A 26,785-nucleotide genomic window follows, 5' to 3' on the forward strand; every position below is an offset into this window, starting at 1 on the left:
ATAAATAAACCGAGCGGTTCGGTACAATAAGCAGGATTGATAAATGTCTATAAAGTTACAGTCACTATTACAAAATGCAGGTACAGCATTTTGTATAATTTCACTGTGTGGATGTACCATCGGTCCCGATTTTGTAAAACCTCACAGTGAAATCACGAAGCTCCAACTGCCATCTCGTTCAGATGATATTTACAATAACCACCTTTTATCAGTGGCGAAAACTCCAGCTGAGTGGTGGCTGGTATTTAATGATAAGGTTTTGATTGAGCTGCAATCACGTGCCAAGTTAAATAATCTTGATTTGCAAATGGCAGCAGAACGTATTGAACAAAGTCGGGCTCAACTTGGTATTACCTCCTCACAGCTTTTACCCACGATTGGCAGTTCAGCAAGTTATTCCCGTGAGGCGTTGAGTCAAAATGGCAAGTTCGCAGCACTGGGTGCTCCGACAAACGCCAGTGATTTTTGGCAATTAGGGTTTGATGCCAGTTGGGAACTGGATTTATGGGGACGTGCTAGACGGATGCGTGAAGGGGCAACCGCTTCTTTTGAAGCAACCCTTTATGACCGTGAAGCTGCTCAAATCGCACTCTCTGCGGAAGTGGCAAAAACCTATTTACAATTACGTGGCATACAGGCACAACTTGCGATTGCTGAGCAGAATTTGGATATTGCCAATCGTTTGGTCAAAATGACCGAAAGTCGTGAGCGTAATGGCGTGTCAACACGGTTTGAAACCGCTTCTGCTTTGGCACAGCAAGCCAGTATTAAAGCCATGTTGCCTGAATTAATGCAACAACGTCATCAGTTGATGAATGCACTTGCTTTATTAATGGGTAAACAACCACAAGCCTTAGATAAACAATTAATTCAGGCTATGCCTATACCTGAGTTACCGCAGAATATTCCTGTCGGTATGTCTTCTGAATTAGCACATCAACGTCCTGATATACAACGTGCAGAAGCGAAATTGCATGTAGCAACCGCAGCGATTGGGGTTGCTAAAGCTGATTTTTATCCTCGTATTGGTTTAAGAGGACGCATTGGCGTAGAAGCATTTGAACTAGATGATTTGGATAGTTGGGATTCCCGTTTGTTTTCTGTGGGTCCAACGGTTTATTTACCTATTTTTCAGGGTGGAAAACTAACACAACGTTTAGCATTGAATGAATCCCGTCAAAAAGAAGCGGCTCTCGCCTATCGCCAAACAGTGCTACGTGCCTGGCATGAAGTGGATAATGCTCTTGATGCGTGGTCTGCTCAACACAGCCATCATGCTGAATTGATGATTGCTTATCAGCAGAATCAAGCGGCATTTCAAGCAGCTGAACGAAGTTATCAGCAAGGTGTGGCGGATTATATGACGGTACTCACCGCACAACGACAGTTACTTGCCGCACAAAATCAGTTAAATGCCAGTTCCACTAATGCAGCCTTAAGTGTGGTTAATCTGTACAAAGCATTGGGTGGTGGTTGGGATGTCACCACGTTTCATAATTCTTTGGTGACCTCATGAGTAGTACATCATCATCACCAGCTATGGCAAATCGTCCACCGAAACGTGCCATTTTGGGATTACTCGGTATTTTGATTGCTGCCATGATGGCAGGGCTGAATAATCGTGTAGGTGCTTTGGCTTTAGCTGATATTCGTGGAGCATTGGGTTATGGTCTGGATGATGCTTCTTGGCTAACGACGGTATATAGTGCAGGTGAATTGATTGCCATGCCTTTTGCTGCGTGGTTTGCAATTACTTTATCCATGCGTCGTTTTGAATTATGGATGATTAGTCTATGTGCCTTTTTGGCACTGATTCTGCCCTTTATCCATCAGCTTAATTTACTGTTGGTTTTACGTTTTATACAGGGTATTGCCAGTGGAACGATGATTCCATTATTGATGATGGCTGCCCTAAAATTTCTACCGCCCCATATTCGTTTGCATGGATTGGCACTGTATGCACTAACTGCAACATTTACCCCAAATCTCTCTATTTGGCTCACAGGCTACTGGACAGATGGAATTGTGGACTGGCGTTGGGCATATTGGCAAATTATTCCCCTTGCTCTGATTTCGGGCGGATTGATTGCATGGGGTTTGCCTAAAGATAAAATCCAAATGGAACGTTTTCCACAGGCAAACTGGTTTGGAATGGCTTTGGGTGTTCCTGCACTGGGTTTAATTGCAGTTGCCCTTGACCAAGGCATCCGTCTGGACTGGTTTAATTCCCCCCTAATTGTAGTGTCACTTGTGGCAGGTTTAACCTTATTGGCAGTTTACCTGCTAACAGAATGGTATCACCCCTCGCCTTTTATCAAATTGCAAATTCTGAGTCGTCGCAATCTAGGATTAGGTTTTAGTCTATTTGTATTTCTGTTGATTGTCTTGACCTCTGGAGCATTATTACCGATGAGGTATCTTGGGGCTATACAGGATTATCGTCCACAGCAGATGGCATCTATCGGGCTAATGATTGCCTTGCCACAACTGATATTGGGTTCAGTGGTCGCTATTTTCCTATATAAAAAATGGATTGATGCACGCTGGATTTTTGCAGGTGGATTATTGCTGATCGCCCTATCCTGTTTTTTAGGCATGCAACTCACCTCAGAATGGAATAAAGACCAGTTTATGCTGATTCAAAGTCTGCAAGCCTTTGGGCAGCCGATGGCGATTGTATCCATGCTATTTCTTTGTACCAGCGTTGTTCAACCCATCGAAGGTCCTTATGTTTCGGGAACGATTAATACCTTGCGTGCCTTTGGAACACTTTTAGGCGGTGCAGTGGTTGGGCAATTTATGGTGATACGGGGACAATTTCATGCAGAAATGTTATCTAATCATGCCGCATTCACTCACTTTACACTTGCAGAACCACTAGAACCTGCACAGCTTATGGCAATTATTACTCAACAATCGCTGGTTTTATCGGTAGCTGATACTTATTTGGTACTTGGTGTGCTTGCGTTATTGTTAATTCCATTTGTTTTGCGATTGACCTATATCCCTGCACCCAACCTGCAACAAATCCCAACACCTCCAGCTTCTTAATCAGGATAATTTATCATGTCATTACCCAAGAAAACCAAAATCATTAGTATTGTCGTGTTGCTTATTGTGGCGATTGGCTGTGTGATTTATTTGAACCAACCAGAATCCAGCCAGTCCACAGACGATGCTTATGTACAGGCAGATTTTACTTTGGTCACTCCTCAAATTTCGGGAACCATTCATCAGGTCTTGGTTGAAGAGAACCAACAGGTGAAAGCAGGTGATTTACTGGCAACAATCAATGATGCAGATTTTAGTGTAGCGGTTGATGCTGCCAAAGCTCAGGTTGAAAGTGCCAATGCCCATATTACAAGCATTCAGGCACGAATGGCACAACAGCAAACGACTATCCGTCAAGCACAGACAGCCATTGATGTAGATAATGCTGAATTAAAATTAGCCAAAGAAAATCAAACTCGTTACCGTAATCTAGCTGCGGATGGTTCAGGTACAGTACAGGCAATGCAACAAGCTGAAGCACAGTTAAGCATTCGTCTTGCCAGCCGAAATAAAAATCTGGCTGGGCTAGATGCTGCAAAACAACAAATTGATATTTTAAAAGCTGAAATGGAAAGTGCGAAAGCGACGCTGGCTCAGGCAAAAGCTGCCCAAGCAGCTGCGAAATTAAAACTGTCCTATACCCAGATTACAGCTCCTGTTGATGGTATGGTTGGGCAAAAATCAGTCCGTGCAGGCACTTTTGTTAATACAGGAAAACCTCTACTGGCGATTGTACCTTTGAATAAACTGTATATCACTGCAAATTTTCGTGAAACTCAACTTGCTCATATTAAAACTGGGCAATCTGTGGATATTAAAGTCGATGCACTACCGAATACTGTATTAAAAGGTACTGTAGAAAGTGTAGGTCCTGCCAGTGGTGTAAGTTATTCAGCAGTCGCTCCACATAATGCGACAGGTAATTTTACTAAAATTGTGCAGCGTTTGCCTGTGCGTATTCGGATTCTACCTAATCAAGCTGAAGTGAATAAGCTACGTGTTGGCATGTCTGTAATCCCAACAATTTATATCAAGGATAAGCAATAAAATATCAATTTAAGTTTTCCTATCGAGCTTTATTAATTGGTAGGAAAACTTAATAAAATGTTTATTTAATTTACAAATTTTAAATATTTATAATGGTTTACAGGAGTGTGGATAATGACATCTATCGAAAGAACAGCTTATCCACGTTTTAAAAAACATATTTCAAAAAAAGAGCTTGAACAGGTCTATACACCTAGTCAGGCTGAACTAAACTTTATCTCCAAACTTGCCCGTAAATAGGCTTTGTTGCACAAAGATTTAAAAGTTAATATTTACCCGAGTCACTCAAATTTAAGGCATAACTTGGGTATGAGGGCGACCTAATTCTGTGAATTTATTCAAGACTGCTACGCGTGCATGAATCTCATTCACCTGACTAGGGAAACTCCTTGATGTTAATTTATCGCCTAATAATTTGATGCAATGCATCTTGGTTTCCACCAAACTTCGACGATGATAACCAGACCACTTTTTCCAAAGGGATCTTCCTAACCGTTTGACTGTTTTCAATAACTCATTCCGCTCTATAGAACTCGCTTGCTGATCTTTCCATGGCTTTGCATTTTTTCTTGGAGGAATCACTGCATGTGCTTGTCGATCTAAAATGACTTTTCGGCAGTGTTTAGTGTCATAAGCACCATCGGTATAAACAGAGTCAATCTTTTCATCCAATGGAATTTGAGCAAGTAAATCTCCTAGTACTTGTGAATCACTGACATTGTTTGTAGTGAGCTGTACAGCACGTATTTGCAAGGTTTTAGCATCAATACCAATATGGAGTTTACGCCATTGGCGGCGATATTCAGGTCCATGTTTTTTGCGTTTCCATTCACCTTCACCTAGAAATTTTAAGCCAGTAGAATCTACGAGTAGATGTAGCCCATTTCTACTTTTTTGATAATCAATCACAATATCAATATATTTTTGTCTTCTACAAAGCGTGGTGTAGTCTGGCGCTATCCAGTCTAATCCGCAAAGTTTAATCAGACTTTGAACAAAGCCTGTAACCATCCGTAGAGAGAGCCGAAAGAGAGATTTGATCATTAAACAGCATTGAATAGCTATATCGGAGTAGATTTGATTTCGACCTTGTTTGCCTCGTGATTGTGCATACCATTGAGTCTTTGGTTCAAACCAAATTGATATATTTCCTCGATTGATCAGTGCTTTATTGTAAGAAGACCAATTCGTTGTCCGGTAGATTTTAGCTGCAGGTTTATTCATTTTGAAATTATATTGATGAATAAGCCTCAAATGCTAGGTTTGTGCAACAAAGCCTTGCCCAAGACACTTCTCAAGCTGATCTTTATCGGAAGTCAGGTTTTGAAGCATTTTGGCATGCAGTTTCAATGTAGATAAAGACTAAAGTAAGAATGTGCAGCATTCTTATTATTTAAATTAATTAATGAGTGATTAAACACTCATTTAAATAAATCAAAATAAGCACTTATCTCAAGTTCTTATTTAAAGATATAGGTTGTTCCACTCAAGGAAAACAAAATGACAATTTCAAAGGTAACAGACTTGCCTTCTCCATTCATATCATCACAGCAGCACAATGGGAAATATAGCAATACACGGCCGAATATGCACACACATTCTTTCGGAAAAACGCTAGGCTTAATGTGGAAATTCTTATTCAACAAACCCAAAAATACGGTGCCAAACCGAGAAATTCCTGTGTTAAGTTTATCAAAAGAACAACTCATGAGTGCCCCAGACCGTTCTCTATTTCGTCTTGGGCATTCAACCATTTTATTAAAATTGCGTAATGAATTTTGGTTAACCGATCCTGTTTTTTCTGAGCGTGCCTCGCCTTTTCAGTGGGTTGGACCAAAGCGTTTTCACCAACCACCGATTAGCATTGCGGACTTACCGCCCATTAAAGGCGTGATTTTGTCGCATAACCATTATGACCATCTCGACTACCATGCAGTAATCCAACTCAAAGACAAAGTTGAACACTTTTTAACACCACTCGGTGTCGGTGACGCACTGATAAAATGGGGCGTGCCAGCAGAAAAGGTTCAGCAACTTGACTGGTGGGAAACAACCCATGTGGATGGTCTTGAGCTGATTGCTACCCCTGCCCATCATTTTTCAGGCCGTGGTATGGGTGATAGCAATGCAACGCTTTGGGCATCGTGGGTAATTATTGATAATGATCTACGGGTGTTTTTTAGTGGCGATACTGGTTATTTCGATGGGTTTAAAGAGATTGGACATCGTTATGGTCCTTTTAATCTTACTATGCTAGAAACTGGGGCCTATGATCCAGAATGGCCAGATGTTCACATGCAACCTGAGCAAACTTTAAAAGCACATATCGATTTAAAAGGACGTCATTTGTTGCCTGTACATAATGGGACTTTTGACTTGGCGCTTCATGCTTGGGATGATCCATTTGAACGGATTGTGGCTTTGGCTCATCAAAACGACTTAGCGATTAGTACGCCTCAAATGGGTGAAGTATTGAACTTAAACGAGCCAAATGTCGAAAATTATTGGTGGCGTTCATAATTTTTTCGATCATTTTCAAATTATTTACGTCTTTCAATTCTCTTTTAAAGGTATTTATATTCAGTGATATAGCCCTATTATTTTCATCTATATTTTCTCTTGATAAAACTAGGACTAACTTTGTCTTAGTTTTATGATTGACTTAAAACACAGACTACATTAGTCTGTGTTTGTAATTGATCAATTATGAAATTAAATGGCTTATATTACTAGTAGCATCGAGTATGCGATTCACTGTCTTCTTTTTCTTGTGAACAATGATGATAAACCTTTAAGTAGTAAGGATCTTGCCGAATTACAAGGAGTTTCTCCGAGTTTTATGGCCAAGATTTTTCCTAAACTTGAAAAGGCAGGTCTTGTTGTTGCTCAAGAAGGTGTTCGCGGCGGATATTTACTCGCTCGATCTGCTCACGAAATTACTTTTTTAGATATCGTGAATGCAATCGAAGGTGAAAAACCGCTTTTTGAGTGCCAAGAAGTTCGTGGTAAATGTGCGGTCTTTAACAATGCCCCACCCGATTGGGCAACCAGTGGTGTGTGTGCAGTACATGCAGTTATGTTACAGGCTGAAAAAGCCATGCGAGATGCTTTAGGTGCTCACACACTTGGTGATATTGCAGACCGTTTTGGTCGTTATGCACCCGACGTATTTTTTAGTGATGTAAATGGCTGGATCAATGAACGCATTGAAGGAAGAACAGCAAAAATGCGGAAAAGTAAAATATCACGGGATACGCCCGACTAATGAGCTTATAGGGCTTTCATCCCTAAGGTAAAACTTCTCTAAACGTTTTAAACGCCTTCTCAGATTTTTCGGACAGTCAGAGAAAGGATTCGCTCACCCAAAATTTTGAGATGAGCAGGAATTTGTATGTCCGAAAAACCTATCAAAAGGATAATCAAATGAGTAAGCGTATTATTATTGCAGGTTCCGGCTTTGCTGGTTTATGGGCAGCACTTGCCGCACAACGAGCAATTCACTTGACGTCCCAACAACAAAACATTGAAGTGATGATGGTTTCCCCTAGTCCAAATGTGGATATTCGTCCTCGTCTTTATGAAGCTGTTCTTGAAAATATGTACCCTGATATTTCAGAGTTATTAAGTGTAGTAGATGTTAAATATGTTGCTGGCTGGGTAAATGAAATTGATACTACTGCCCAAAATCTTGTGATTACCACAACTCACGGCGATAAACAGACTTTAAGCTATGAGCGTTTTATTCTGGCAACTGGAAGTACTACTTTTATGCCACCTATACTGGGGCTTACTGAATATGGATTTAGCGTAAGTACATTAGAAGATGCTGAAAAACTAGACCAGCATCTTAAAAGCTTAGCCAATAAACCTGCAAATGCAGCACGTAATACAGTCGTGGTTGCAGGCGGTGGACTGACTGGGCTTGAAACAGTGACCGAAATGCCTGAGCGTCTACGTAGCATTTTAGGTGAAACTGATATTCGTGTGGTTTTAGTCGATTCATCAGCAGAAATTGGTGCAGCATTGGGTGACGAAGCTGCGGCGGTAATTCGCGAAGCACTGAGCGAACTTGGCATTGAAGGTAAAGCTGGGCTACGTGTTACTGCACTTGATGCTTCTGGGGTAATACTTTCTAACGGCGAAAGAATTGAAGCAGAAACTGTCATTTGGACTGCGGGCATGCGAGCGAACTCGCTGACCTCTCAAATTGTAGGTGAAAAAGATAATTTAGGTCGTATTTTAGGTGATGCTTATTTACATGCACCAGAGGCAAAACATATTTTTGTGACGGGTGATACTGTAAAAGTTCCAACCGACAATTTAGGTAATTTTAACGTGATGTCATGTCAGCATGCCATGAGCCTAGGCCGTGTAGCGGGTTACAATGCTGCGGCAGAATTGGTTGATTTGCCATTACATGCGTATAGCCAACCAAAGTATGTAACTTGTGTAGACTTAGGCCCATGGGGAGCACTTTACACTGAAGGATGGGATCGAAAAGTTCAATTTGTGCGTCACGAGGCGAAAAAAATTAAACAAGAAATTAATACGGTATGGATTTATCCGCCAGTTGCAGACCGTGAAGCTGTTTTTGCTATAGCAAATCCTGATTTTGTAATTGTTCCTTAAAATTAGTTTTATTAAAGCAGATCATTTTATTTAACTCCCCTAAAAGAAAAACCATCACTGGTTTTACTTTTAGGTTTTTTGAGTCATTAAGTTATGACTTTTCTAACTTTTCTATTATCGCTAAAGCCGTTTTTTTAGCAGAAAAGGTGTTTTGTCCTGTAATTAATGTGTGTTGAGATCATTATGAATGAATCTAAAAAATATCATAAATCATATCTATTCAATGCTTACTCTAACGACTACAATCTTTTCTGAATATGGGGAAATCATAATTTTGGTATGTAAAAACACTGATCTTATGAAAATTTTTTCTCTATTCTAAATTAGAAGCTTTAGTTCATGAACTTAATTTACTATTTTTGAAAAATGATCAGTTTAAATTATCAAATTTAATAAGTATATTTCTCCTTATAATTATGAACTAGATTTTATATAAACATAAGTTAAATTGAGTACATGATACTTTAAGTTCATAGACCACTTTGTTTAACCTACAATCAATCACTTATATAAAATAATATTTCACATTTTGATTTAGGAGAAAATTCTGCACGTTTTTGTTTAAAAGCGATTAATACTCAATTATTTGATTTTGCTCCTAAGACTTATAGAGAAGCTGTTCTTGCAGGCGAAATGATAAAGCAGAAATATTCTTTTTCTGATTTTAGACATCATGTTGGTTATAGCCTTGCAATGTCAGGTTCTTCAGCTGAAGAGATTGCTTATATCTTGGGTCATTCTTCTGTTGTGACAGCTAGACATTATATTTTTTCTACTCCTGAACTTGCTCAAATTAGAGCACAGGCACTTGGTAAAAATTCTCTATACAGACAAATGATCGCCATGCTCCTGACTGGAAGGCTGGTTTATAAGCAAGATTGGCATCAGAAAAAAGTCTTGGGCAATATTGGTAGCAAAATTCATTACGATATTGGTGGGTGCTCCTACCAAGACAAATGTTTATTTCAACCAGTTCGTAATTGCTATGGTTGCATGTACTTTCATCCTTTTATAGATGCTAACCATAATCATGTTTTAGAAAGCATACAAAATGAGATCAATGGTCTTATTAAGCTATCAGATGGAATTGGGGTATCTAGAAATCCATTGATTCGAGTGCATGAGTCAACTAAATTCGAAATTGAATCTGTAATAGCTCGTTGTACATTACAGAAGGATGATATTCATGAACATTGAAAAATATAATGTTTTTATTGATGAGCAAAAAGATTACTTTCATCAGAATTTACAGTCTAATTTTAAATGGAATTGGAACGATTCATCTTGGTATGGTGGTACAATTGGATCAGGATGGTTGTTGTCTAGAAGTGGTAAAACACATTTCACTTTTGGCACGATTAAAAAGTTGAAAGGTATCGAAAACAATATCATTGAACCCATTTTCCAAGAGTTTATTAAATCTGTACTTATTCTTAGTTATCGTAAATCTAACTCCAAAGCATCACCCCAAAAACTATATGCAGAATTTTTAATCCTGAAGCGTTGGTATAGTGCTCTATATGCTGAAAAAATAGAGAGCATACATCCCTGCCATTTATCTACATTAATATTAAATAAGTCTTTTGAAATTTTGTCAGAAAATTCAAGTAAAACGAATCTTCCTGATCATGCTGGTACTTATCTTCGATTACAGGAGATGTTAAATCATTACGGTTTTACTGAACAACCTTTAGAATTTTCTCAAAAATACCTATATATAAACCGCCAGAATAGAACCTCAAATGCCAAGAAAACAAAAGCTTTAATTGATCAATTGGAACTAGATGAAGATGATCTTGATAAAGAAAAGCTGATTTCAATTCGTACATTTATAAATATTGTTTCGCTTATCAGTTTGTGTGAAACGAATGGTGAAAAGATTGTTCTAAATCTTTTATTGTTGCTTATTGTCACTGGTTTACGATCAACAGAAGCAATCCTTCTAAAAACAGATGCATTGATCAAACAACCTATTCTTGATCCAGTAACAAAGGAGCATTTAACTTTAGATGGCAAAAAGCAATACACTTTGGGAATTCAATATCATGGTGCTAAAGGAGCTGGTTTTAGAATTCACTGGGTTGAGCCATTATCTGCAAATTTAGTTGAGACAATATTTCAGTCGGTATTGGGTCTTACGGAAGAATATAGAGAGCATCTTTATTATATCCGGTCAAAAAACTGTTCAGATTTTTTGCCAAAAACAATTGATGAAATTGGTGAAGATTATGTGGAAGTAGATGATTTGATTGGAAGTGTTTTTGGAGTTAAAGATACTTATAGAGGTAGAGCTGGACAGCGTGACGTTGTTATTAAAACTCTTAAAAATATTCCTGTTTTCAAGGAGACCAAATCTGGTCAAGGGATTGAAAGATATTATTTGAAACATGATATAAATTTCTTCATTAAAGGGTTAGCTAATTACGGCTCTGAATACCCTATCGATCATGTTTTTAATTATGAAGGAAAAATGGAAAAAATCGCTTATGAAGATTTGCTTTTTATTCATGAGTTTAGATCTGCAACCTTACAAAGAGCTTTCATCAATAAAACAAACATCATTCCTCTAAATGGAATGTTAATAAATAGCTTTTTTGGAAATTCCTTAAGTAGATCTGTTTTTGAAAAATATAATTTACTTGAGAATGAAACAGAATATTCAAAGCTTACAAGTCATATTCCACGACACAATATCAATACTTTTCTCGCTCTCAGTGGTTTAGCTGAACATCTGCAAGCAATGCTAATGGGGCGTGTAGACATTAAGCAAAATCAATATTATCAACACTTAGCGTTAAAACAACGTAAAGTCACTGCTAGTTTGTTAGAAAAACATGAATTGGCACTTTACGAAAATGATAAACGAGAACTAAAGCCAGACTATCCAGATGAATTTACAGACATTTGATTCAAAAAATGAAGTGGCAAGCTATGTAAAAAACTCTTTTTTTGATGAGTATTTTCAAGATATCGCTGAATCTTTTAATGAGCTGGTTAAAGAGGATCAATCATTAGCCAACTCATTAGTTCAACGCCATGCTTGTTTATACCCCTTGCCTTTTGGTGGATGCATGCGTGAAGTCGCTGTACACGATTGCCCTAAACGCCTTGCATGCCAATCTGGTGATCAATGTGGAAACTTTGCTTTAACTGGTCGGAAAGGTGAATTACAAGCCCTACAACATACTTTGAATGAATTGGTAGATGAGTTTGCATATATAGAGCAAATCGTAGTCCATGATTTATCTTATAGAGAAATGCTCGAGGATTTACGCCAAAAAATACTTTATTTAAGTGACTTAAAGACAAAAGCACTTGATAGGCAAAATAGTTTAACCCCTATTCCAGTTTTTCCTTATGGAGATGCGATCGCTAAATTACCAACAACCTTAAGTGAACTGTTCGCCATAGAACAGCAAAAAATCGAATCTAAGGAAGTCTGATATGTTACGTGGTAAACAATTAGATGAAGTCATCGAACAAGAATTGCAAATGATGTTAGTTGAAGGTTTTGAAAAATCCCCTATTTCACATAAAGCTCTTCATAGTCGTCTAACAGCTAAGGGGTATATATCAGGTGGGCTAAGTACTTTGAGTTCGGTTGAAAGGAAGAAACTTATATCTCTGTATGTATCTGAGCAGATTTCTCCATTGCACTTAAAGACTAAAGAACAGCAACTTTATGTCAATAAAAAGACAAGACAGGCTCTTACGGATACCAATAAAAATTTACGCACACAAATTGATGATTTGGAGTCACAGCTTCATCAGAATACAGAAACACTTATAGATATTATTGAAGAGGTAAAACTTAAAACCAACTTGAAAGTTGATCACCTCTTAGCTCCCCACCTTCTCAAAAAATATTTATCACGGGAGTAGTCTTTTAGGGTCAACATTAAGCGTTTGTGAGATTTGGTAGAGTTTTTCAACAGTAATGCTGACTTCTCCCCTTTCAATTCGCCCCAAATAGCTACGATCAATTTCCTATGCAACTAGTCCTAAATTCAATATTATTTAACCCGATAATATAATATTTACATACGCTAATTAAAACGTATACTTAGCCATAATTCCGATACGATTATCACGATAGCTTTCGCCAGAGAAAGTTTTACGATTAGCATTGATATATTCTAGCCCCAGATCAATTGGTGCTACAGGAGAATATATAAAATTGATCCATGTCTGCTGTACTTTTTCATTGGCTGATATATCTGTCCTACTACTTTGAGCATAGCTATTTGTATCATCCGCAAAAATTGCGCCGTAAGCGAGAGTTGTTCGTAAATTGGGGCGAATATAGTAGGTTCCACCGATCTGTACTGCATTAAATTCATTCTGTTCTACATTCCCCTTCACAACAGTAAAAGCGGCATTGCTTCCATAAATATAATGACTGTTGCCTTTTACATGGCTAATGTCAGCTGATAGCTTTAAAGATTCAATTGGCTTATAGTTCAAACCGATAGCAACCCCCCAACCTATTTTATCTGACTTTAGCGTTTCAGCTTGATATTGCTCAAGCATGGCCCGTAGCGATGTAGAACCTTTATTGTCAGTAAACTCATGCATCATTTTTGCTGTTAAAACAGGCACTTGATATTTAATCGCGGTGTTTGACGCCGAATTATTTCCTTTTTCAGCAGCTAAAGTAAGTTGGCTTGTCGATGTAACCTTGTAATTGTAACGAACTTGAGGATATTGCTTGGTGCCACCACCAATATTGGTTGAGAAGTCCATTATTTCAGGCGCATGACTGGATAGGAAATTTGAAGTTGTTTGACCAATCAACCAATTGTTATAAATCAGATAAGCATGACGAATGCGAAGATTATCATTACTTCCTGCAAAATCCACCTCGACTTTAGCGCCAATTTTTGCCTCTTGATTAAGCGTCGAAAAATCCAAGCCAATACGTGTGGTTTTAACGGTTGTTCTGAGTTTATCTTTGGCTTCGGCTGTACTTTTAGCTGCGGCATTAAAGTCGTTATCAGCGCCTTCAATAATATAATTGGCATCAGCCCGCAAAAAACCATATAGATTGATATGAGTCGCTGGTTGAGTTGGTGAAAAATTAACAATAGGCGCTGATACAGTCGTTTGGTCTGTTTCAGTGGCCTTATATTGTTGTTGAATTAATGCTCTCAATTCTTTTACCTCTTCCATGAGTTTTTGAATCTCTTCTTGATCAGTCGCTGCGTTGGCAGATGTCATCATGAGCAAGCTTACAGTCATTGCTAAACTATGCTGAATGAATGACGAACGATTAGGAAACACACACATGAAATACTCCTGTTGCGACTTGAACAGTAAATTTAGATAAATTGAACCCAGCATCGAATTCGAATAAATCGAAAACGATGGTTTTAAAAATGATATTTTTTAACGAGATATATACTTAAGATTTAAATATAACGATTCCGACCAGACAGGTAGCCAAGAATACCGATCAGTATTGAGAGTAGAACAGCCATGATTAATACAGAATTCCAATTCTCACTGACGCTTCGCAGTGCACCGACTAAGGTTGGACACGCTGCCGCCATCAGATAGCCTCCACCTTGAGCCATACCAGAAAGTGCAGCTGCTTGATGTACTGAACGAGACCGTAGACTCAAAAACATCAACGCCAGTAATATTCCGCCACCAGATCCAATACCGAAACTGAGTACCCAAAGTGTTGCCCAATGTGGGACAAATAACAGTCCGAGCATCCCGATACACATTAATAGCCCCATACTGATGGCAACTAAGCGTTGGTCTTTCAGACGATTCACCAATGGACCCAAAATTAAACCAGGCACAATTCCTGCTAATTGCATCAAACCATGTAAAGAACCAGATGCTTTATTGCTATAACCTGCTTCGGTCAAAATTGCAGGCAACCAGCTCACCATTGCATAGAATAAAGCCGCATTACAGCCCATAAAAAATGTGACCTGCCAAGCGAGTTTAGATTTCCAAATATTAGGGGTATGGGTTGTTTCTGCTAATGGGATCTGTACTTGTTCTTGAGTTTTATTTTGGAGAATGAGTGGAATCCAAAATAGACAAGCGATGAAGGAAAATATGGCAATAACCATTAAAGTTGGTTGCCAACCTAAAATTTGAGCAAGAGGCACAACACTGCTCGATGCAAAAGCACCAGCCACAGCCATCGCAATAGAACATAATCCTGTGACAACGGGTACGCTATTTGGAAAATCACGTTTTACCAGACTGGGTACCAATACATTTCCAATAGCGATACCAATACCAATAATACTTGTTCCAATAAAAAGCATCGTGGCTGAACCACTGGAGCGTACTACAGCACCAGCAATAACAACAATTAAGGAGGCGAAAAGAATTCGCTCAAAACCAAATTTAATTGAAAAACGTGCGGTAAATGGAGAAATAACAGCAAAAGCAATCAGCGGTAAAGTTGTTAATAAGCCTGCTGCACTTGGTGAAAGGCCAAACACCAGACGTAATTGCTCAAGTATTGGCCCAACTCCCGTGATCGGTGCGCGTAAACTCGATGCGACTAATAGCAAAGCGATTAGCAGAAAGATGGAACGCTCTTTATTGAGAATTTGAGTATTAGAGTTCATATTCATTTACCAAACTATATGCTATGCCGGCATGGTATGAGTGCTAAGAAATCGGATCATCAACATATTCATACCGTGCAGTGGAGTTGACCGAGTTCCTTTATCAAGACTCGGTCAAAATCAAATCTTAATTCAGATTAATGGTGACCCATTTCCACTCGGTTAGGGTTTCAACATCGATATCTGTGCCTTCACGACCAAAACCACTTTCTTTTACACCGCCAAATGGCACATGCGGTTCATCTAAAATCGTTGGTGCATTGACATGAACCATTCCAGATTCAACCTCTTGAACAAAGCGGAATGCTTTATTGATATCTTGTGTGAAAATCGCAGAAGAGAGACCATAATTACTGTCATTGGCCTGTGTGATCGCTTCATCTAAGTCCGTAAATGAATAAACAGATGTCACAGGTCCAAAGGTTTCTTCGCGGTACACCACCATCGATTCATTAACTCCAGATAAGATGGTCGGTTTGCAACGATGACCAATCCACTCTCCGCCCGTTAATACCTTTGCACCTTTAGCTCGTGCATCTTCAATATGATGACGGATACGTTCACGTTGACGTGCAGAGATAATCGGGCCAACAGAAGTACTTTCATCATATAAATCACCTAAACCTAAGGTTTCAGCTTTTTTGACAAAACGGCGAAGAAACTCTTGCTCAACTTTCTTGTCAACATAGATACGGCTTGACGCCATACAGGCTTGACCCTGAAAGAAAAACTGACTCATTGCCGCAGCTTCTACAGCAGCATCAAGATCTGCATCATCTAAAATAACCAGAGGACTTTTGCCGCCTAACTCTAAAAGCGCACGTTTCATTCTGGAACCACACAACCCGCCAATATGCTTCCCTACTCGACTTGATCCAGTGAACATTACTGCCTTAACCAGATCATGTGTTGTTAACGCATCGCCAATGACAGCACCATTACCTGTAACAACATTGACGGTCCCTGGTGGGAAACCAGCTTCATGGTAAATATCCGCAAGCAAATTGCTGATCATTGGCGCTTGTTCCGATGGCAGTAATACAACAGTATTTCCTGTTGCTAAGGGCGAAGAGCTCAGTTTCACACTTTTTAATAGCGGTACATTAAATGGGGTAATTGCAGCAACCACGCCAATAGGTTGGCGAGTAGTCATCGCAAAACGACCTAAAGTATCAGATGGAAGTGTCTGACCAGATATGCGACGTGCCACACCTGCCGCTGCACGTAAACAATTGGCGGCATAGGCAACTTCGTAACGTGCTTTACCAATGGGTGATCCAACTTCTTTGACCAATAACTCTATGAACTTGTCTTCATATTTTTCCACCAAAGACGCTGCTTTGATTAAATAAACTTCTCGTTCTTTAACAAGGGTTTTACGATAGCTTTGAAATGCAAGATGGGCACTTTGCACTGCACGATCTACATCACTTTCATCACCATCTGCAACTTCTGCAAAGACAGAGTCATCTTCAGGGTTATGGTCAATAAAATACTGCTTAGATGCTGGAGCTACACGTTCACCATTGATCCATAAATCAATTTTTTTAACTTGGTTTTCAGTTGTTACAGACATTGATCTGTCTCCTGTATTGAGATTTTAGAATGATTAAAAAGAATGACTATTTCGGGCATGATCTATTTGAACTACGCTCTTGAATCAGCTTGGCTCCATCAGTCTTAAACAAGAGCGTATTCTTGGCGTTATTTTGATATTGAGCCCAATTCACCAATGCATCGCCGTTTGGATTACCTGTTTTGATAAAGTTGGCCCAATAATTCACCATCGCTTTAGACAGCTCTGCTTGAGATGGATTCAGTTTGGTCAGGCTTCCATTGGCACCACGGAAGTCTTTAAAGAAATAAGCCAACTCTCCTGTATGGTATGCACCATAATCAATAGAAATAGGCTTGATATATTGAGGAGCAGATTTGTCGGCAAATTCATAGCTGTATAAAGCTACTTTTTTAGAGAACAAGTCATTAAACTTTATCGTAGGACATACGAACTTGTATTTGCCGAGATCTTCACTGAATGCTTGCGTATAATCAGTTGATGCATTCGGCTTTTTATTTTTGATGATATGTTTTTGGGTGTTCTTACCGTACAGTCCGGTTAATGAACCAACATAGTCGTCATAATTCATTTTTCTACCGAGTGAATTTTCAATCACACCAGCAAAGAAACTACCTTCATCCGTATTAAAGCCATTGATCATGCTTGAAACATTGAATTCATTACTTTCTATCGATTGATAGAAAGATTTGTCCAAGGTTGTGTTGTCGATGAAAAAACCATCATTGAATAATGAAATAATATCTGGCGTTAAGAACTGTTCTGTTGGTTTACTCTTTAAACATGCACTGACCGCAGCAGCGTCACCTACACAATTTAGTTTTTGAGCGATGGTATTGGTCACTTGTTTTGCATCAGCGACATTCTTTAAATCAGCATGATAAGAACCACTGGCAGCGATGGCCTTTTGAAAAAGATTTTTAGACAATGGCGAGAAGATATTGGCTAGGACACTTTGCCCACCTGCGGATTCGCCAAAGATCGTAATATTTTTTGCATCGCCACCAAAGGATTCAATATTCTTATTCACCCATTTTAGTGCGGCTTGTTGATCCATTAATCCTAAATTAATAAATGCTGCATCTTTGTTGGCCATGTTGGGATTGTAGAAAAATCCAAATGGCCCTAAGCGATAATTAATGGTGACAACAATAATGCCCTTATCAATGAAGTACTGAGGATCATACTCATTAGCTGAACCCGTTTGTAACCCACCACCAGGAATCCAAAATAATACAGGTGCTTTTTGATTTTTATCCAGACTTACATTTTTAGGGACATAGACATTTAAATATAAGCAATCTTCAGAATCACTTATTTTACTGAATCCACCCAAATTCGTTGTTGTTGCACAAGTATTGGCTAGATTACCTGCATAATAAACAGCGTCTAATTTTCTTTTTTCGACAGGTGCTTCCCACCGTCTTGCACCAATTGGGGCTTCAGCATAAGGAATACCTTGAAATCGTATTAAGTTGCTTTCTGCAACACCTTGAATCTGTCCATTTGATGTATCAACGATATCTGATAATTCATAAGCATGGGTCACTGTTATTGATAGTGTAAACAGCGTGCAAACAGATAATTTAAATTTAGATAATTTCATATTTAACTCACGATAGAAATTTGAATGAGATATTCAATTAATACAAACTTTAACGACCAGAATTCTGAACAACGCCATTAAAACTTGTATTAATTGCCTTTAATTTTCTATTAACGATTAATCCCTCGATTTGAATAATTCTGATTTTCAAACGGATAAATTTGATCTCAAAAGCATTAAAGATTTTTTATGGTTCGTACTCCAAATTGCGGGAAAAGCCCCTGTCCAACCACCTCGTCTCATCGTTTGAAACTCCTCTATACAATAAGATATGATTGTTCTGCTCAGATGCAGCTCCAATCATGATTATCAGTGCACTGATAATATTGTCAGTATACTGATAATTTTTCTTGTCGGCAAAGGATTCCTTTATCTATGAATGTAACTAAAAGTAACGAAATGTTTGGCTATGATGATGGCTATTTGGGATATCTATTGCGGAAAGCGGCTGGTGCGTATCGCTTAAAAATGGAACGTGTTTTATTAGAATTGAAAGTTACTTCAGCTCAATTCGCTATACTTTCAATTATTTATAATTGTCCTAGCTTATCAAATGCAGAAATTGCTCGTCTATCTTTACTTACGCCGCAGACGGTCAATCAAATTATTTCTAAATTAGAGTCGCAAAATTTATTAATAAAGAAGAAACACCCAACGAATAAAAAAGTTCAGCAATTAGAATTGACTGAAAGTGGAGTCGAATGTTTTCATAAATGTAATGTCATTATTGAAGATCTAGAAGTAGAGATTAAAGACCAAATGCCACCAAACATTGAAAGTGGTGTTCGTGAATGGCTAAAGAACATTATTGAAAACTAAATGCAATGCCTAGACCAAGAGAAGAATTTACTTATTTTTCTTGGTCTTTTCCTAGAAATCATTTTAAAACGATGTAGACAATAACTTCTGACTCAGTAGAATTGCTTCTTTTTTCGTTTGGACTTGGTGGAATGATATTTTCCAGATTTTTTGATCCTGATCTAAAAACATTGGATCAACCTTTTCTTCCGAAATCTCAATTCACTGAATAGCCACCAATTTTGTAGACACCTTTTAATTAGTGGTGGACTGCCACCACTCTCCTGGACAAATTTCGTCTATTCTTTTTGCATAGGAGAGAACCTTATGAGTGGACAACGCTATACCCCAGAATTTAAAGATGAAGCGGTAAAATTGATTACTGAACGTGGATACTCTGTCACTGATGTGGCAGAACGTTTAGGTGTATCACAACACAGTATTTATAAATGGCTGAAATCAGTACAACCATTACGCAATAATCCTGATGAACATGAACTGCTGGAAGCAAAGAAAGAAATCCTTCGTCTTAAAAGTCAGCTTAAGCAAACTGAAGAAGAGCGGGATATCCTAAAAAAGGCCGCAAGGTACTTTGCAAGCCTGCCCGAGTAAAGTATCAGTTTATCCTTGAATACAGTCATCAATTTAAGATTAAAACGATGTGTCGGGTTCTTAAGATCGCTCGTGCTGGCTATTATGCCTGGCTGCATGAACCTGAATCAGGCAGGACTATTGAAGACAAACGGTTATTAGGGCTCATCCGCTCTTCTTATGATGCCAGTTATGGCATCTATGGTTACCGACGTATTACTTTAGATCTTAAAGAATTAGGTGAAGGCTGTGGTCCAAATCGTGTGCTGAAGATCATGAAAAATAATGGTATTACAGCTGTACGTGGATACAAGAAGCATAAAAGCTATGGTCGTGGCCGCCCTCAGATCGTACCACCCAATCATTTAAATCGAGAATTTGTTGTGAACACTCCAGATACCTCTTGGGTGACTGATATTACTTACATCCGCACTTGGCAAGGCTGGTTATATCTGGCTGTTGTTCTGGATTTATATTCGCGGAAAGTGATTGGTTGGTCGATGAAACCTACGCTTGCCAGGGATATCGTACTTGATGCTCTACTCATGGCAGTGTGGCGACGCAGGCCAAATGAACCTGTGATTATACACTCAGATCAAGGCTCACAATATAGTAGCAGAGACTGGCAGAAATTCTGCCAGAAGCATAACTTGGTTCCGAGTATGAGTCGTCGCGGAAACTGCTGGGACAATGCCGTTGCTGAATCCTTTTTTAGCAGCTTGAAGAAGGAAAGAATTAAAAAGAGAATCTATAAAACTCGAGAAATGGTCCGTGCAGATGTGTTTGATTATATCGAGATGTTTTACAATCGAATCAGGCGTCATTCGCATCTCGATGGGATGAGTCCAGAAGCCTTTGAAGCAGCTTCAAAATGAGGCTGTCTCATGTCTAGGATACTGGGAGCAGTCCACTTTAGTGATCTAAGTAATTAAATTTGTTGTTTATTAAACATAAATTTGATTGTGAAGTATGAGGTCTACCTAATTCGGTGAATCTATTTAATACCGCCACACGTGCATGAACTTCATTGGCCTGACTCTTCTTAGGCTCAACTTTTCTCCTGTTTTCCATAAAGTTCTGCCTTTTTCTATGTTAATTACGTTTAAACTCCAATCCTCTCATTTTTCAATTAGCTCAGGTTATAATGATGGCCTCCCAAAATATGATTGATCTATTATGAACGCCTCCAATGACCCTCTACACGGCAAAAAACTTGCTGACATTTTGGATGAATTATTGGATTACTACGATGGCTTTGAAGGTTTAAGTCGTAAAATTGAAATTAGATGTTTTTGCATAGATCCAAGTGTTAAGTCATCATTGCGATTTTTGCGTACCACACCATGGGCACGTGAAAAAGTAGAAAACTTATATTTGTATGTCTTACGCCAAAAAGCCAAACAGAAATCGTAGCTATCAAAACCCAGCCTCAGCATTCTTAATTCACATTGCTGTGTATTCTAAATTTCATCTATCAGCCATTTACAGCGATCTTTGTAACCATGGCTTCATTACAATCATGTTTCTTAATAACAGAGTTACCAACCTACTTTAATTGAAATGCAATGTTTTTATAAAGCTAAGTGTTATTATTAGCCCCTGTTTATTATCTAATTCTCATATGAAGAATACATTCTCTGACAACAATCAAATTAGCGTGGTTTCTAGTTTTTCTGAATTGGTAAATTCCAATTTTCATGGAGAAAGTAATGCCATTTGCTGGTATCGAACTTTGGTTGGTGATTTCGAAGAGATTGTATCTAAACTTGAATTAAAAGAAAATATTACGGAAATTTCAGTTGAAGACCTTTTAGCGTTACAACTTTCGGAAAATGGCAATTTAGCAAGAGAAATTATCTTAAGTGATATACAACGCTTAACTGATTTGGGGGCATCGCCTTCGCTTAATTTAATTAAAAATTACGAACGGGATGATGAGCTAGATTTTATTTCAACAGATGTATATTCATTTCATGTTGACCGATCACCTATCCCAATAGATACTTTTTTGTGTACCTATCATGGTTCTGCAAGTGATATCCTGCCCCATAATCAAGTTGAACAAAAAATTCTAATTCCTGAAATCAGGGAAAAACTTAAAAAATTACATGACGGCCCAGAAGCTGAGTTTGAAAATTTTCTAGAAGAGTATTTCTTTGATCTGCATTATCAGCCTAAACCCAACACAAAACCTGTGAATTTAGGTTTAGGACATCTTTGGCGGCTAGCGGTAGATCATCCAGCGCAACAGGTCTTACCTTGTGTTCACAGAGCACCTGCTGAAAAGGATGGTGAATATAGACTGCTATTGATTTGTTAAGCATTTATTCTATATATAGATTGGCATTCCTAACTAAACGGCTGCATTGGACTTTTACAAGTTGATTACATAATCATACAAGTAAAAGTCCCTACTAGTTTCAGCGCAACTCGTTTCTTTAAATATCCCTATCTCGCTTGGACTCAATCAAAGACTTTGTTGTTTTAGATGTTGTATTATTATATCGAACACCTAAACTCGCATATAAGTCATCTGCTGAAACCTCCATATCAAAACGTATTTTCTCGCGTTCCCTTATTTCCTGAGTAATATTGGAAGCTTCATTTTGACTTACTCCAGCTGCTTTTAGTGTCGCCTCACCAAAGAGCAAAGCAGATTCAAAGGTCTCTCTAATCTGAAAGTCTACATCAGCTTTAACTAATTGTAAGGAATGTTCTCTATCGTAGGCTCGTACAAGCACCTTTGCAAAAGGAAACTCATGTTTGATAAGCGTTACGATCTGATTTGCGGAATTTTTGTCGTCTATACAAACAGCAATAACTTGAGCATTACCAGCACCTGATGCGTGTAAAATATCTAATCTTGCTCCATCGCCATAATAGACTTTAAAACCAATTTTTTCTGCATTCTTAATCATTTTAATATCACTATCAATAATGGTGACATCTAAACCATTTGCCAATAATGATTGACTCATTACCTGTCCAAAGCGACCAAAACCAATGATTAGTACACTACCATTAAGACCGTTGGCTTCATCAATACCATCTAAGTTTTCTTGATGACTTGGTTTATAGATTTTTTTGAAAATGATTCCAATCACAGGAGTCAATACCATAGATAAAACAACAATGGCCGTCAGGGTTGATTTAATTGTTTCATCAATCACATGAGCACTTGTTGCCGCAGCAAAAAGAACAAAAGCAAACTCTCCTCCTTGAGCCATCAACAAAGCACGATCCAGCGCATCAGGGTGAGATGTTTTTGTAATACGAGCAACCACATAAATCATAACTGCTTTGGCGGTCATCATTGCTACAACAGCACTGAGAATTAATTGCCAATTGTTTGCAACTACCGATAAATTAAGTGCCATTCCGACGCCAAGGAAAAACAACCCAAGTAGAATCCCGCGAAAAGGCTCAATGTCCGCTTCGATTTGATGTCTGAAAGTAGATTCTGATAACAATACACCTGCTAAAAAAGCCCCCATAGCCATAGATAGACCACTTACCTGCATCAACAATGCTGAACCTAACACAACGAGCAAAGCTGCGGCAGTCATTACCTCACGAGCCTTGGCGGCAGCCAACAACCTAAATAAAGGATTAAGAAGCCAATAGCCTGCAGCAATTAGCCCGGCAATTGCTATAATTCCTATACCAATTCCTTGCCAACGAGAGCTAACACTTTCTACTACTGGATCTGGCGACATGAATGCAACAATGGCTAAAAGAGGAACAATCAGTAAATCTTCGAACAATAATATGGCGACTATTTTTTGTCCTCGTGGTTGATTGATATCTCCCCGATCATCCAATAGTTGCATCACAATCGCTGTCGATGTTAATACAAAACCTGTCGCGGCAATGAATGCAATTTGCCAGCTAAAACCAAAAGCCAAACCAACCCCGGTCAATGCTAAAGAAGATAAGGTTATTTGTAATGTACCTAATCCGAAGATTTCTCGCCTTAAACTCCATAAATGTGATGGTTTCATTTCTAAACCAATCAAAAAAAGATACATAACGATACCGAGTTCGGCGATATGTAATATTGAAGCTGAGTCTGAAAAGAAGGCAAATCCAAAAGGCCCAATTATGAGCCCAGCAGTAAGATAACCCAGTACAGAGCCAAGCCCAATACGTTTAAAAATAGGTACAGCAATCACGGCTGCTGCCAATAGAATGACGGGGCTTAGTAAGCCAACGGAGTGGGCCTCTGCGGACATATTATGGTTCTCAAAAATAATTCGTAAAAAGGTCAAATACTTTTCTGAAATCTATTATTAAATACCTAATCTTAGAAAAATAAATCTGATCTGACCCACGAAAATTGGACGGTTTCATTAAGCAGCTTTATGTATGGAATCTTCCATCTAGAGCTGTTAATTATTAAAATTTAGACTTATGCGATAAACTTAAGAATCAGTTGAGTAACTGTCGCATTGTATGGATGTGGCGCACATACCAAACCACAACGCTCTGCAACATCATATTTTGACCAATAATTAAAGTCTCAAATGCTACATAAAGAGCCATCGTCAGTGTTTGTGCGCCTAGAATCACACCAATTAATCTGCACTTTCCATAATGCTCTTTAGCTTTTCCACCTTGCCTTTATAAGGGGGATAACTCAATGAATCATCCGTCGACTCACTGGTGTGAACTATCATGATTGGTTTAAAATGCGTAAAGGCTTTGAATGTTGCTTCACCAACATAATTACCCATGCCACTATTACCTACACCACCAAATGGTAAATATCTCGATGCTGCGTGTTGCATACAATCGTTAATAGTAACGCCACCTGAACTGGTATGTGCAAGCACTAAATCTTGGCATTTTTTGTCTTTACTAAAAAAATATAATGCCAAAGGTTTCTCTTTAGTCTTTTGCAGAGCGACCAATTCTTTAATTGAATCAAAGGCAAGCACAGGCATAATAGGTCCAAAAATTTCTTCTTGCATAATCTCAGAACGTTCTGTGACATCATCTAAAATAGTTGGGGAAATATAACGTTTCGCTGCGTCTGTCTGTCCACCAAAAACCATCGTCCCATTATTGTTTAGTGATCTTACCAATCTTTCAAAGTTTCTTTGGTCGATAATAAAACCATAATCTTCACTTTGAGAAGCATCTTCGCCATAAAACTCCACGATGTATTTTTTGCAGAGTTCTATAAACTTCTCTTTGATGCTCGAATGTACATATACATGATCAACTGAAACACAAATTTGACCTGTGTTGAATAATTTCGCTCTAACAATACTCTTGGCAGCATGTTCTATATCAGCTGTCTCATCGACAATAGCTGGACTTTTCCCACCTAACTCTAAAATTGTTGGCGTTAAATGTTTAGATGCAGCTAATTGGATAACTTTACCGACTCTCGGACTACCTGTAAAAAATATAAGGTCAAATCGTTCTTCTAAGAAACGATTAATCATTTCCACATCTCCCAAAATACATTTAATGTAGTTTGGCGAAAATGTAGTTTCCACAATTTCATTAATTACTTTTCCACACGCAGCAGAAGTAGAAGAAGGCTTTACCACTGCTGTATTTCCAGCTGCTATCGCTCCAAGTAAAGGACCGAAAATTTGCCATGTCGGAAAATTCCAAGCACTCAAAATAAATACTGTTCCTAAGGGTTCAGGTTTTAGGATGCTTTCATTTGCTTTAAAGATTTCTGGTGATTGTACGTGCTTTTCTTTCGCCCAATCCCTTAGATTTTTTATCATGTTATTGAGTTCATCTAACACCCAATTCAACTCAATTAAATACGTTTCCATTTCATTTCTGCCCATATCTTTTTTTGCGGCTTCAATGATTTTCGGTTGGTATTTTATAAAACTTGTTTTTAGTTTTTCCAATTGCTCTAATCTAAAATCTAAATCCAATGTTTCGCCTGAAAGAAAATACGATCTTTGGCTATCTAATAAACTCTTAATCTGTTCTTGATTCATCTTTATGCCTCGTAATGTTAATTCTTAAATAATTTTTTAGCTTTAATAATTAAAAACGTGGATAAAATAACCACGTTTTTACAAAAAATTATAATGCTGCTGTTGGTCGTACAACTATTTCACTCGTATCAACATCTTCAGGTTGATTAATAACGTGTGCGATAGCATTGGCAATCGCTTCTGGCTTAAGAGCAATATTACGATAACCGTCCATTGCTTCTGCTGCGGCAGAATCTGTAATGGTATTCGCAAGTTCAGATTCAACCACACCAGGATAAACACACGTTACACGGAGTTCTTTATGTTCTTGGCGTAATCCATCAGAAATAGCGCGTACAGCATATTTTGTCGCACAATATACGGCTCCTGTAGGAATGACATATAAGCCACCTATGGAAGAAATATTAATAATTTGACCATTTCCTTGCTTTTGCATAATAGGAAGTACGGCTGCTACGCCATAAAGTACACCGCGAATATTTACATCTATCATGGCATCCCATTCATCTACTTTAAGAGATGCCATTGGTGACAGTGGCATAATACCTGCGTTATTGATAATGACGTCAATTCGACCAAATTGATGTATCGCAAAATCAGCAAACGCCTGAACATCATCTTTTTGGGTGACATCTAAAGGACGATATTCGACTTTACACCCTTCAGAACCGAGTTCATCAGCCAGTACTTTTAGTTTATCGGTACGACGAGCACCAATCAGTAAGGTATGCCCTTGACGAGCGAGAACTCTAACAGTGGCTTCACCAATACCACTACTTGCACCTGTAACAATAATAATTTTTGATTGGATTGTTTTTGACATGTATTGAAACCTCTAAAACCGTAAAGATGAACTTAAATGCATTAAAAACCTAAAATTATCCTATATACAAAGGGTCGAAGCTTTAAGACCTATTCGTAT

General features: G+C 38.4%; 20 protein-coding genes and 5 pseudogenes. 15 read left to right on the forward strand and 10 right to left on the reverse strand.

Translation table 11 applies throughout. From position 1 onward, the window contains the following. The first annotated feature begins 43 nt into the window (after positions 1-43). The 4 genes from MMP72_RS00700 to MMP72_RS00715 all read left to right on the forward strand — a co-directional run bounded on the left by MMP72_RS00700 (position 44) and on the right by MMP72_RS00715 (position 4,338). Positions 44-1,516 carry an efflux transporter outer membrane subunit gene (locus MMP72_RS00700; protein ID WP_241313761.1) on the forward strand — a complete coding sequence of 491 codons (1,473 nt, stop codon included), beginning with the start codon at positions 44-46 and terminating at the stop codon, positions 1,514-1,516. Then, a complete protein-coding gene (locus tag MMP72_RS00705; protein WP_241313762.1) occupies positions 1,513-3,051 on the forward strand; it encodes an MFS transporter in 1,539 nt (512 codons plus the stop codon). Before MMP72_RS00700 ends, MMP72_RS00705 begins: the two co-directional genes overlap by 4 nt. A 15-nt stretch (positions 3,052-3,066) precedes the next feature. Then, the gene (locus MMP72_RS00710; RefSeq protein ID WP_241313763.1) at positions 3,067-4,098 is read left to right on the forward strand and encodes an HlyD family secretion protein; all 1,032 of its coding nucleotides are present in this window, start codon (positions 3,067-3,069) and stop codon (positions 4,096-4,098) included. Between the two features lie 114 nt (positions 4,099-4,212). Beyond that, positions 4,213-4,338, forward strand: coding sequence for a DUF4158 domain-containing protein (locus MMP72_RS00715; protein ID WP_241313764.1), 126 nt, complete (start codon positions 4,213-4,215; stop codon positions 4,336-4,338). A 51-nt stretch (positions 4,339-4,389) separates the two neighbouring features. Here the strand turns inward: MMP72_RS00715 and MMP72_RS00720 are convergent, their stop codons facing one another. Then, a complete protein-coding gene (locus MMP72_RS00720) occupies positions 4,390-5,322 on the reverse strand; it encodes an IS5 family transposase (RefSeq protein WP_241313765.1) in 933 nt (310 codons plus the stop codon). Between the two features lie 53 nt (positions 5,323-5,375). Here MMP72_RS00720 and MMP72_RS00725 point away from each other — a divergent pair. The 4 genes and pseudogenes from MMP72_RS00725 to MMP72_RS00740 all read left to right on the forward strand — a co-directional run. Continuing rightward, a pseudogene (locus MMP72_RS00725) lies at positions 5,376-5,453 on the forward strand (TetR/AcrR family transcriptional regulator); the annotation flags it as partial. A 145-nt stretch (positions 5,454-5,598) separates the two neighbouring features. Continuing rightward, positions 5,599-6,618, forward strand: a complete 1,020-nt coding sequence (locus tag MMP72_RS00730) for an MBL fold metallo-hydrolase (protein WP_241313766.1) — start codon at positions 5,599-5,601, stop codon at positions 6,616-6,618. Between the two features lie 196 nt (positions 6,619-6,814). Then, complete coding sequence (locus MMP72_RS00735) at positions 6,815-7,363, forward strand: Rrf2 family transcriptional regulator (RefSeq protein ID WP_241313767.1); 549 nt, start codon at positions 6,815-6,817, stop codon at positions 7,361-7,363. A 158-nt stretch (positions 7,364-7,521) separates the two neighbouring features. Then, positions 7,522-8,727: an FAD-dependent oxidoreductase gene (locus tag MMP72_RS00740; protein WP_241313768.1), complete on the forward strand. Its 1,206-nt coding sequence runs from the start codon at positions 7,522-7,524 to the stop codon at positions 8,725-8,727. 91 nt (positions 8,728-8,818) lie between these two features. Here the strand turns inward: MMP72_RS00740 and MMP72_RS00745 are convergent. After that, positions 8,819-8,893: pseudogene (locus MMP72_RS00745) on the reverse strand (type 1 glutamine amidotransferase domain-containing protein); the annotation flags it as partial. Between the two features lie 362 nt (positions 8,894-9,255). Here MMP72_RS00745 and MMP72_RS00750 point away from each other — a divergent pair. The 3 genes and pseudogenes from MMP72_RS00750 to MMP72_RS00760 form a co-directional block, all read left to right on the forward strand. After that, positions 9,256-9,924: pseudogene (locus MMP72_RS00750) on the forward strand (site-specific integrase); the annotation flags it as partial. After that, positions 9,914-12,170: pseudogene (locus MMP72_RS00755) on the forward strand (hypothetical protein). The pseudogenes MMP72_RS00750 and MMP72_RS00755, both read left to right, overlap by 11 nt. A 1-nt stretch (position 12,171) precedes the next feature. Beyond that, complete coding sequence (locus tag MMP72_RS00760; protein ID WP_241313769.1) at positions 12,172-12,609, forward strand: hypothetical protein; 438 nt, start codon at positions 12,172-12,174, stop codon at positions 12,607-12,609. On the opposite strand, the pseudogene MMP72_RS00765 reads toward MMP72_RS00760, so the two are convergent. The 5 genes and pseudogenes from MMP72_RS00765 to MMP72_RS00785 all read right to left on the reverse strand — a co-directional run. Then, positions 12,598-12,711, reverse strand: a pseudogene (locus tag MMP72_RS00765) (helix-turn-helix transcriptional regulator); the annotation flags it as partial. The gene MMP72_RS00760 and the pseudogene MMP72_RS00765 sit on opposite strands and share 12 nt — an antisense overlap. A 66-nt stretch (positions 12,712-12,777) precedes the next feature. Next, entirely contained in the window at positions 12,778-14,013 is a 1,236-nt protein-coding gene (locus tag MMP72_RS00770; RefSeq protein WP_241313770.1) for a DcaP family trimeric outer membrane transporter, read from the reverse strand. A gap of 122 nt (positions 14,014-14,135) precedes the next feature. Beyond that, a complete protein-coding gene (locus MMP72_RS00775; RefSeq protein ID WP_241313771.1) occupies positions 14,136-15,323 on the reverse strand; it encodes an MFS transporter in 1,188 nt (395 codons plus the stop codon). 127 nt (positions 15,324-15,450) lie between these two features. Further along, positions 15,451-16,899, reverse strand: a complete 1,449-nt coding sequence (locus MMP72_RS00780; protein WP_241313772.1) for an aldehyde dehydrogenase family protein — start codon at positions 16,897-16,899, stop codon at positions 15,451-15,453. A gap of 46 nt (positions 16,900-16,945) precedes the next feature. After that, on the reverse strand, positions 16,946-18,505 hold the full coding sequence (locus MMP72_RS00785; RefSeq protein WP_241313773.1) for a carboxylesterase family protein: 1,560 nt from the start codon (positions 18,503-18,505) through the stop codon (positions 16,946-16,948). A gap of 375 nt (positions 18,506-18,880) precedes the next feature. On the opposite strand from MMP72_RS00785, the gene MMP72_RS00790 reads away from it, so the two are divergent. The 4 genes from MMP72_RS00790 (at position 18,881) to MMP72_RS00805 (ending at position 22,214) form a co-directional block, all read left to right on the forward strand. Then, the gene (locus MMP72_RS00790; RefSeq protein WP_241313774.1) at positions 18,881-19,324 is read left to right on the forward strand and encodes a MarR family transcriptional regulator; all 444 of its coding nucleotides are present in this window, start codon (positions 18,881-18,883) and stop codon (positions 19,322-19,324) included. 306 nt (positions 19,325-19,630) lie between these two features. After that, positions 19,631-20,769, forward strand: a protein-coding gene (locus tag MMP72_RS00795) for an IS3 family transposase (RefSeq protein ID WP_241313775.1) whose coding sequence is annotated in 2 segments (ribosomal slippage) — positions 19,631-19,889 and positions 19,889-20,769 — 1,140 coding nt in all. Because the reading frame shifts where the segments join, the coding sequence is not laid out codon by codon here. Positions 20,770-21,070: 301 nt separating this feature from the next. After that, on the forward strand, positions 21,071-21,307 hold the full coding sequence (locus tag MMP72_RS00800; protein ID WP_151716398.1) for a VF530 family protein: 237 nt from the start codon (positions 21,071-21,073) through the stop codon (positions 21,305-21,307). A gap of 208 nt (positions 21,308-21,515) precedes the next feature. Next, positions 21,516-22,214, forward strand: coding sequence for a DUF1826 domain-containing protein (locus MMP72_RS00805; RefSeq protein ID WP_241313776.1), 699 nt, complete (start codon positions 21,516-21,518; stop codon positions 22,212-22,214). A 118-nt stretch (positions 22,215-22,332) separates the two neighbouring features. On the opposite strand, the gene MMP72_RS00810 is transcribed toward MMP72_RS00805, so the two are convergent. From MMP72_RS00810 to MMP72_RS00820, 3 genes are all read right to left on the reverse strand, one after another. After that, complete coding sequence (locus MMP72_RS00810; protein WP_241313777.1) at positions 22,333-24,126, reverse strand: monovalent cation:proton antiporter-2 (CPA2) family protein; 1,794 nt, start codon at positions 24,124-24,126, stop codon at positions 22,333-22,335. A 342-nt stretch (positions 24,127-24,468) separates the two neighbouring features. Next, positions 24,469-25,863, reverse strand: a complete 1,395-nt coding sequence (locus tag MMP72_RS00815; protein WP_241313778.1) for an aldehyde dehydrogenase family protein — start codon at positions 25,861-25,863, stop codon at positions 24,469-24,471. A gap of 88 nt (positions 25,864-25,951) precedes the next feature. Next, complete coding sequence (locus tag MMP72_RS00820) at positions 25,952-26,686, reverse strand: SDR family oxidoreductase (RefSeq protein ID WP_241313779.1); 735 nt, start codon at positions 26,684-26,686, stop codon at positions 25,952-25,954. Positions 26,687-26,785: the final 99 nt, after the last annotated feature.

Source organism: Acinetobacter sp. NIPH 2699, assembly GCF_022549355.1.
Taxonomy (GTDB): domain Bacteria; phylum Pseudomonadota; class Gammaproteobacteria; order Pseudomonadales; family Moraxellaceae; genus Acinetobacter.

Bases quoted from the DNA above. Each gene is read 5' to 3' on its own strand.
- MMP72_RS00700 (WP_241313761.1), top strand. From the start codon at position 44: ATGTCTATAAAGTTACAGTCACTATTACAAAATGCAGGTACAGCATTT.
- MMP72_RS00705 (WP_241313762.1), top strand. From the start codon at position 1,513: ATGAGTAGTACATCATCATCACCAGCTATGGCAAATCGTCCACCGAAA.
- MMP72_RS00710 (WP_241313763.1), top strand. From the start codon at position 3,067: ATGTCATTACCCAAGAAAACCAAAATCATTAGTATTGTCGTGTTGCTT.
- MMP72_RS00715 (WP_241313764.1), top strand. From the start codon at position 4,213: ATGACATCTATCGAAAGAACAGCTTATCCACGTTTTAAAAAACATATT.
- MMP72_RS00720 (WP_241313765.1), bottom strand. From the start codon at position 5,322: ATGAATAAACCTGCAGCTAAAATCTACCGGACAACGAATTGGTCTTCT.
- MMP72_RS00730 (WP_241313766.1), top strand. From the start codon at position 5,599: ATGACAATTTCAAAGGTAACAGACTTGCCTTCTCCATTCATATCATCA.
- MMP72_RS00735 (WP_241313767.1), top strand. From the start codon at position 6,815: ATGGCTTATATTACTAGTAGCATCGAGTATGCGATTCACTGTCTTCTT.
- MMP72_RS00740 (WP_241313768.1), top strand. From the start codon at position 7,522: ATGAGTAAGCGTATTATTATTGCAGGTTCCGGCTTTGCTGGTTTATGG.
- MMP72_RS00760 (WP_241313769.1), top strand. From the start codon at position 12,172: ATGTTACGTGGTAAACAATTAGATGAAGTCATCGAACAAGAATTGCAA.
- MMP72_RS00770 (WP_241313770.1), bottom strand. From the start codon at position 14,013: ATGTGTGTGTTTCCTAATCGTTCGTCATTCATTCAGCATAGTTTAGCA.
- MMP72_RS00775 (WP_241313771.1), bottom strand. From the start codon at position 15,323: ATGAACTCTAATACTCAAATTCTCAATAAAGAGCGTTCCATCTTTCTG.
- MMP72_RS00780 (WP_241313772.1), bottom strand. From the start codon at position 16,899: ATGTCTGTAACAACTGAAAACCAAGTTAAAAAAATTGATTTATGGATC.
- MMP72_RS00785 (WP_241313773.1), bottom strand. From the start codon at position 18,505: ATGAAATTATCTAAATTTAAATTATCTGTTTGCACGCTGTTTACACTA.
- MMP72_RS00790 (WP_241313774.1), top strand. From the start codon at position 18,881: ATGAATGTAACTAAAAGTAACGAAATGTTTGGCTATGATGATGGCTAT.
- MMP72_RS00800 (WP_151716398.1), top strand. From the start codon at position 21,071: ATGAACGCCTCCAATGACCCTCTACACGGCAAAAAACTTGCTGACATT.
- MMP72_RS00805 (WP_241313776.1), top strand. From the start codon at position 21,516: ATGAAGAATACATTCTCTGACAACAATCAAATTAGCGTGGTTTCTAGT.
- MMP72_RS00810 (WP_241313777.1), bottom strand. From the start codon at position 24,126: ATGTCCGCAGAGGCCCACTCCGTTGGCTTACTAAGCCCCGTCATTCTA.
- MMP72_RS00815 (WP_241313778.1), bottom strand. From the start codon at position 25,863: ATGAATCAAGAACAGATTAAGAGTTTATTAGATAGCCAAAGATCGTAT.
- MMP72_RS00820 (WP_241313779.1), bottom strand. From the start codon at position 26,686: ATGTCAAAAACAATCCAATCAAAAATTATTATTGTTACAGGTGCAAGT.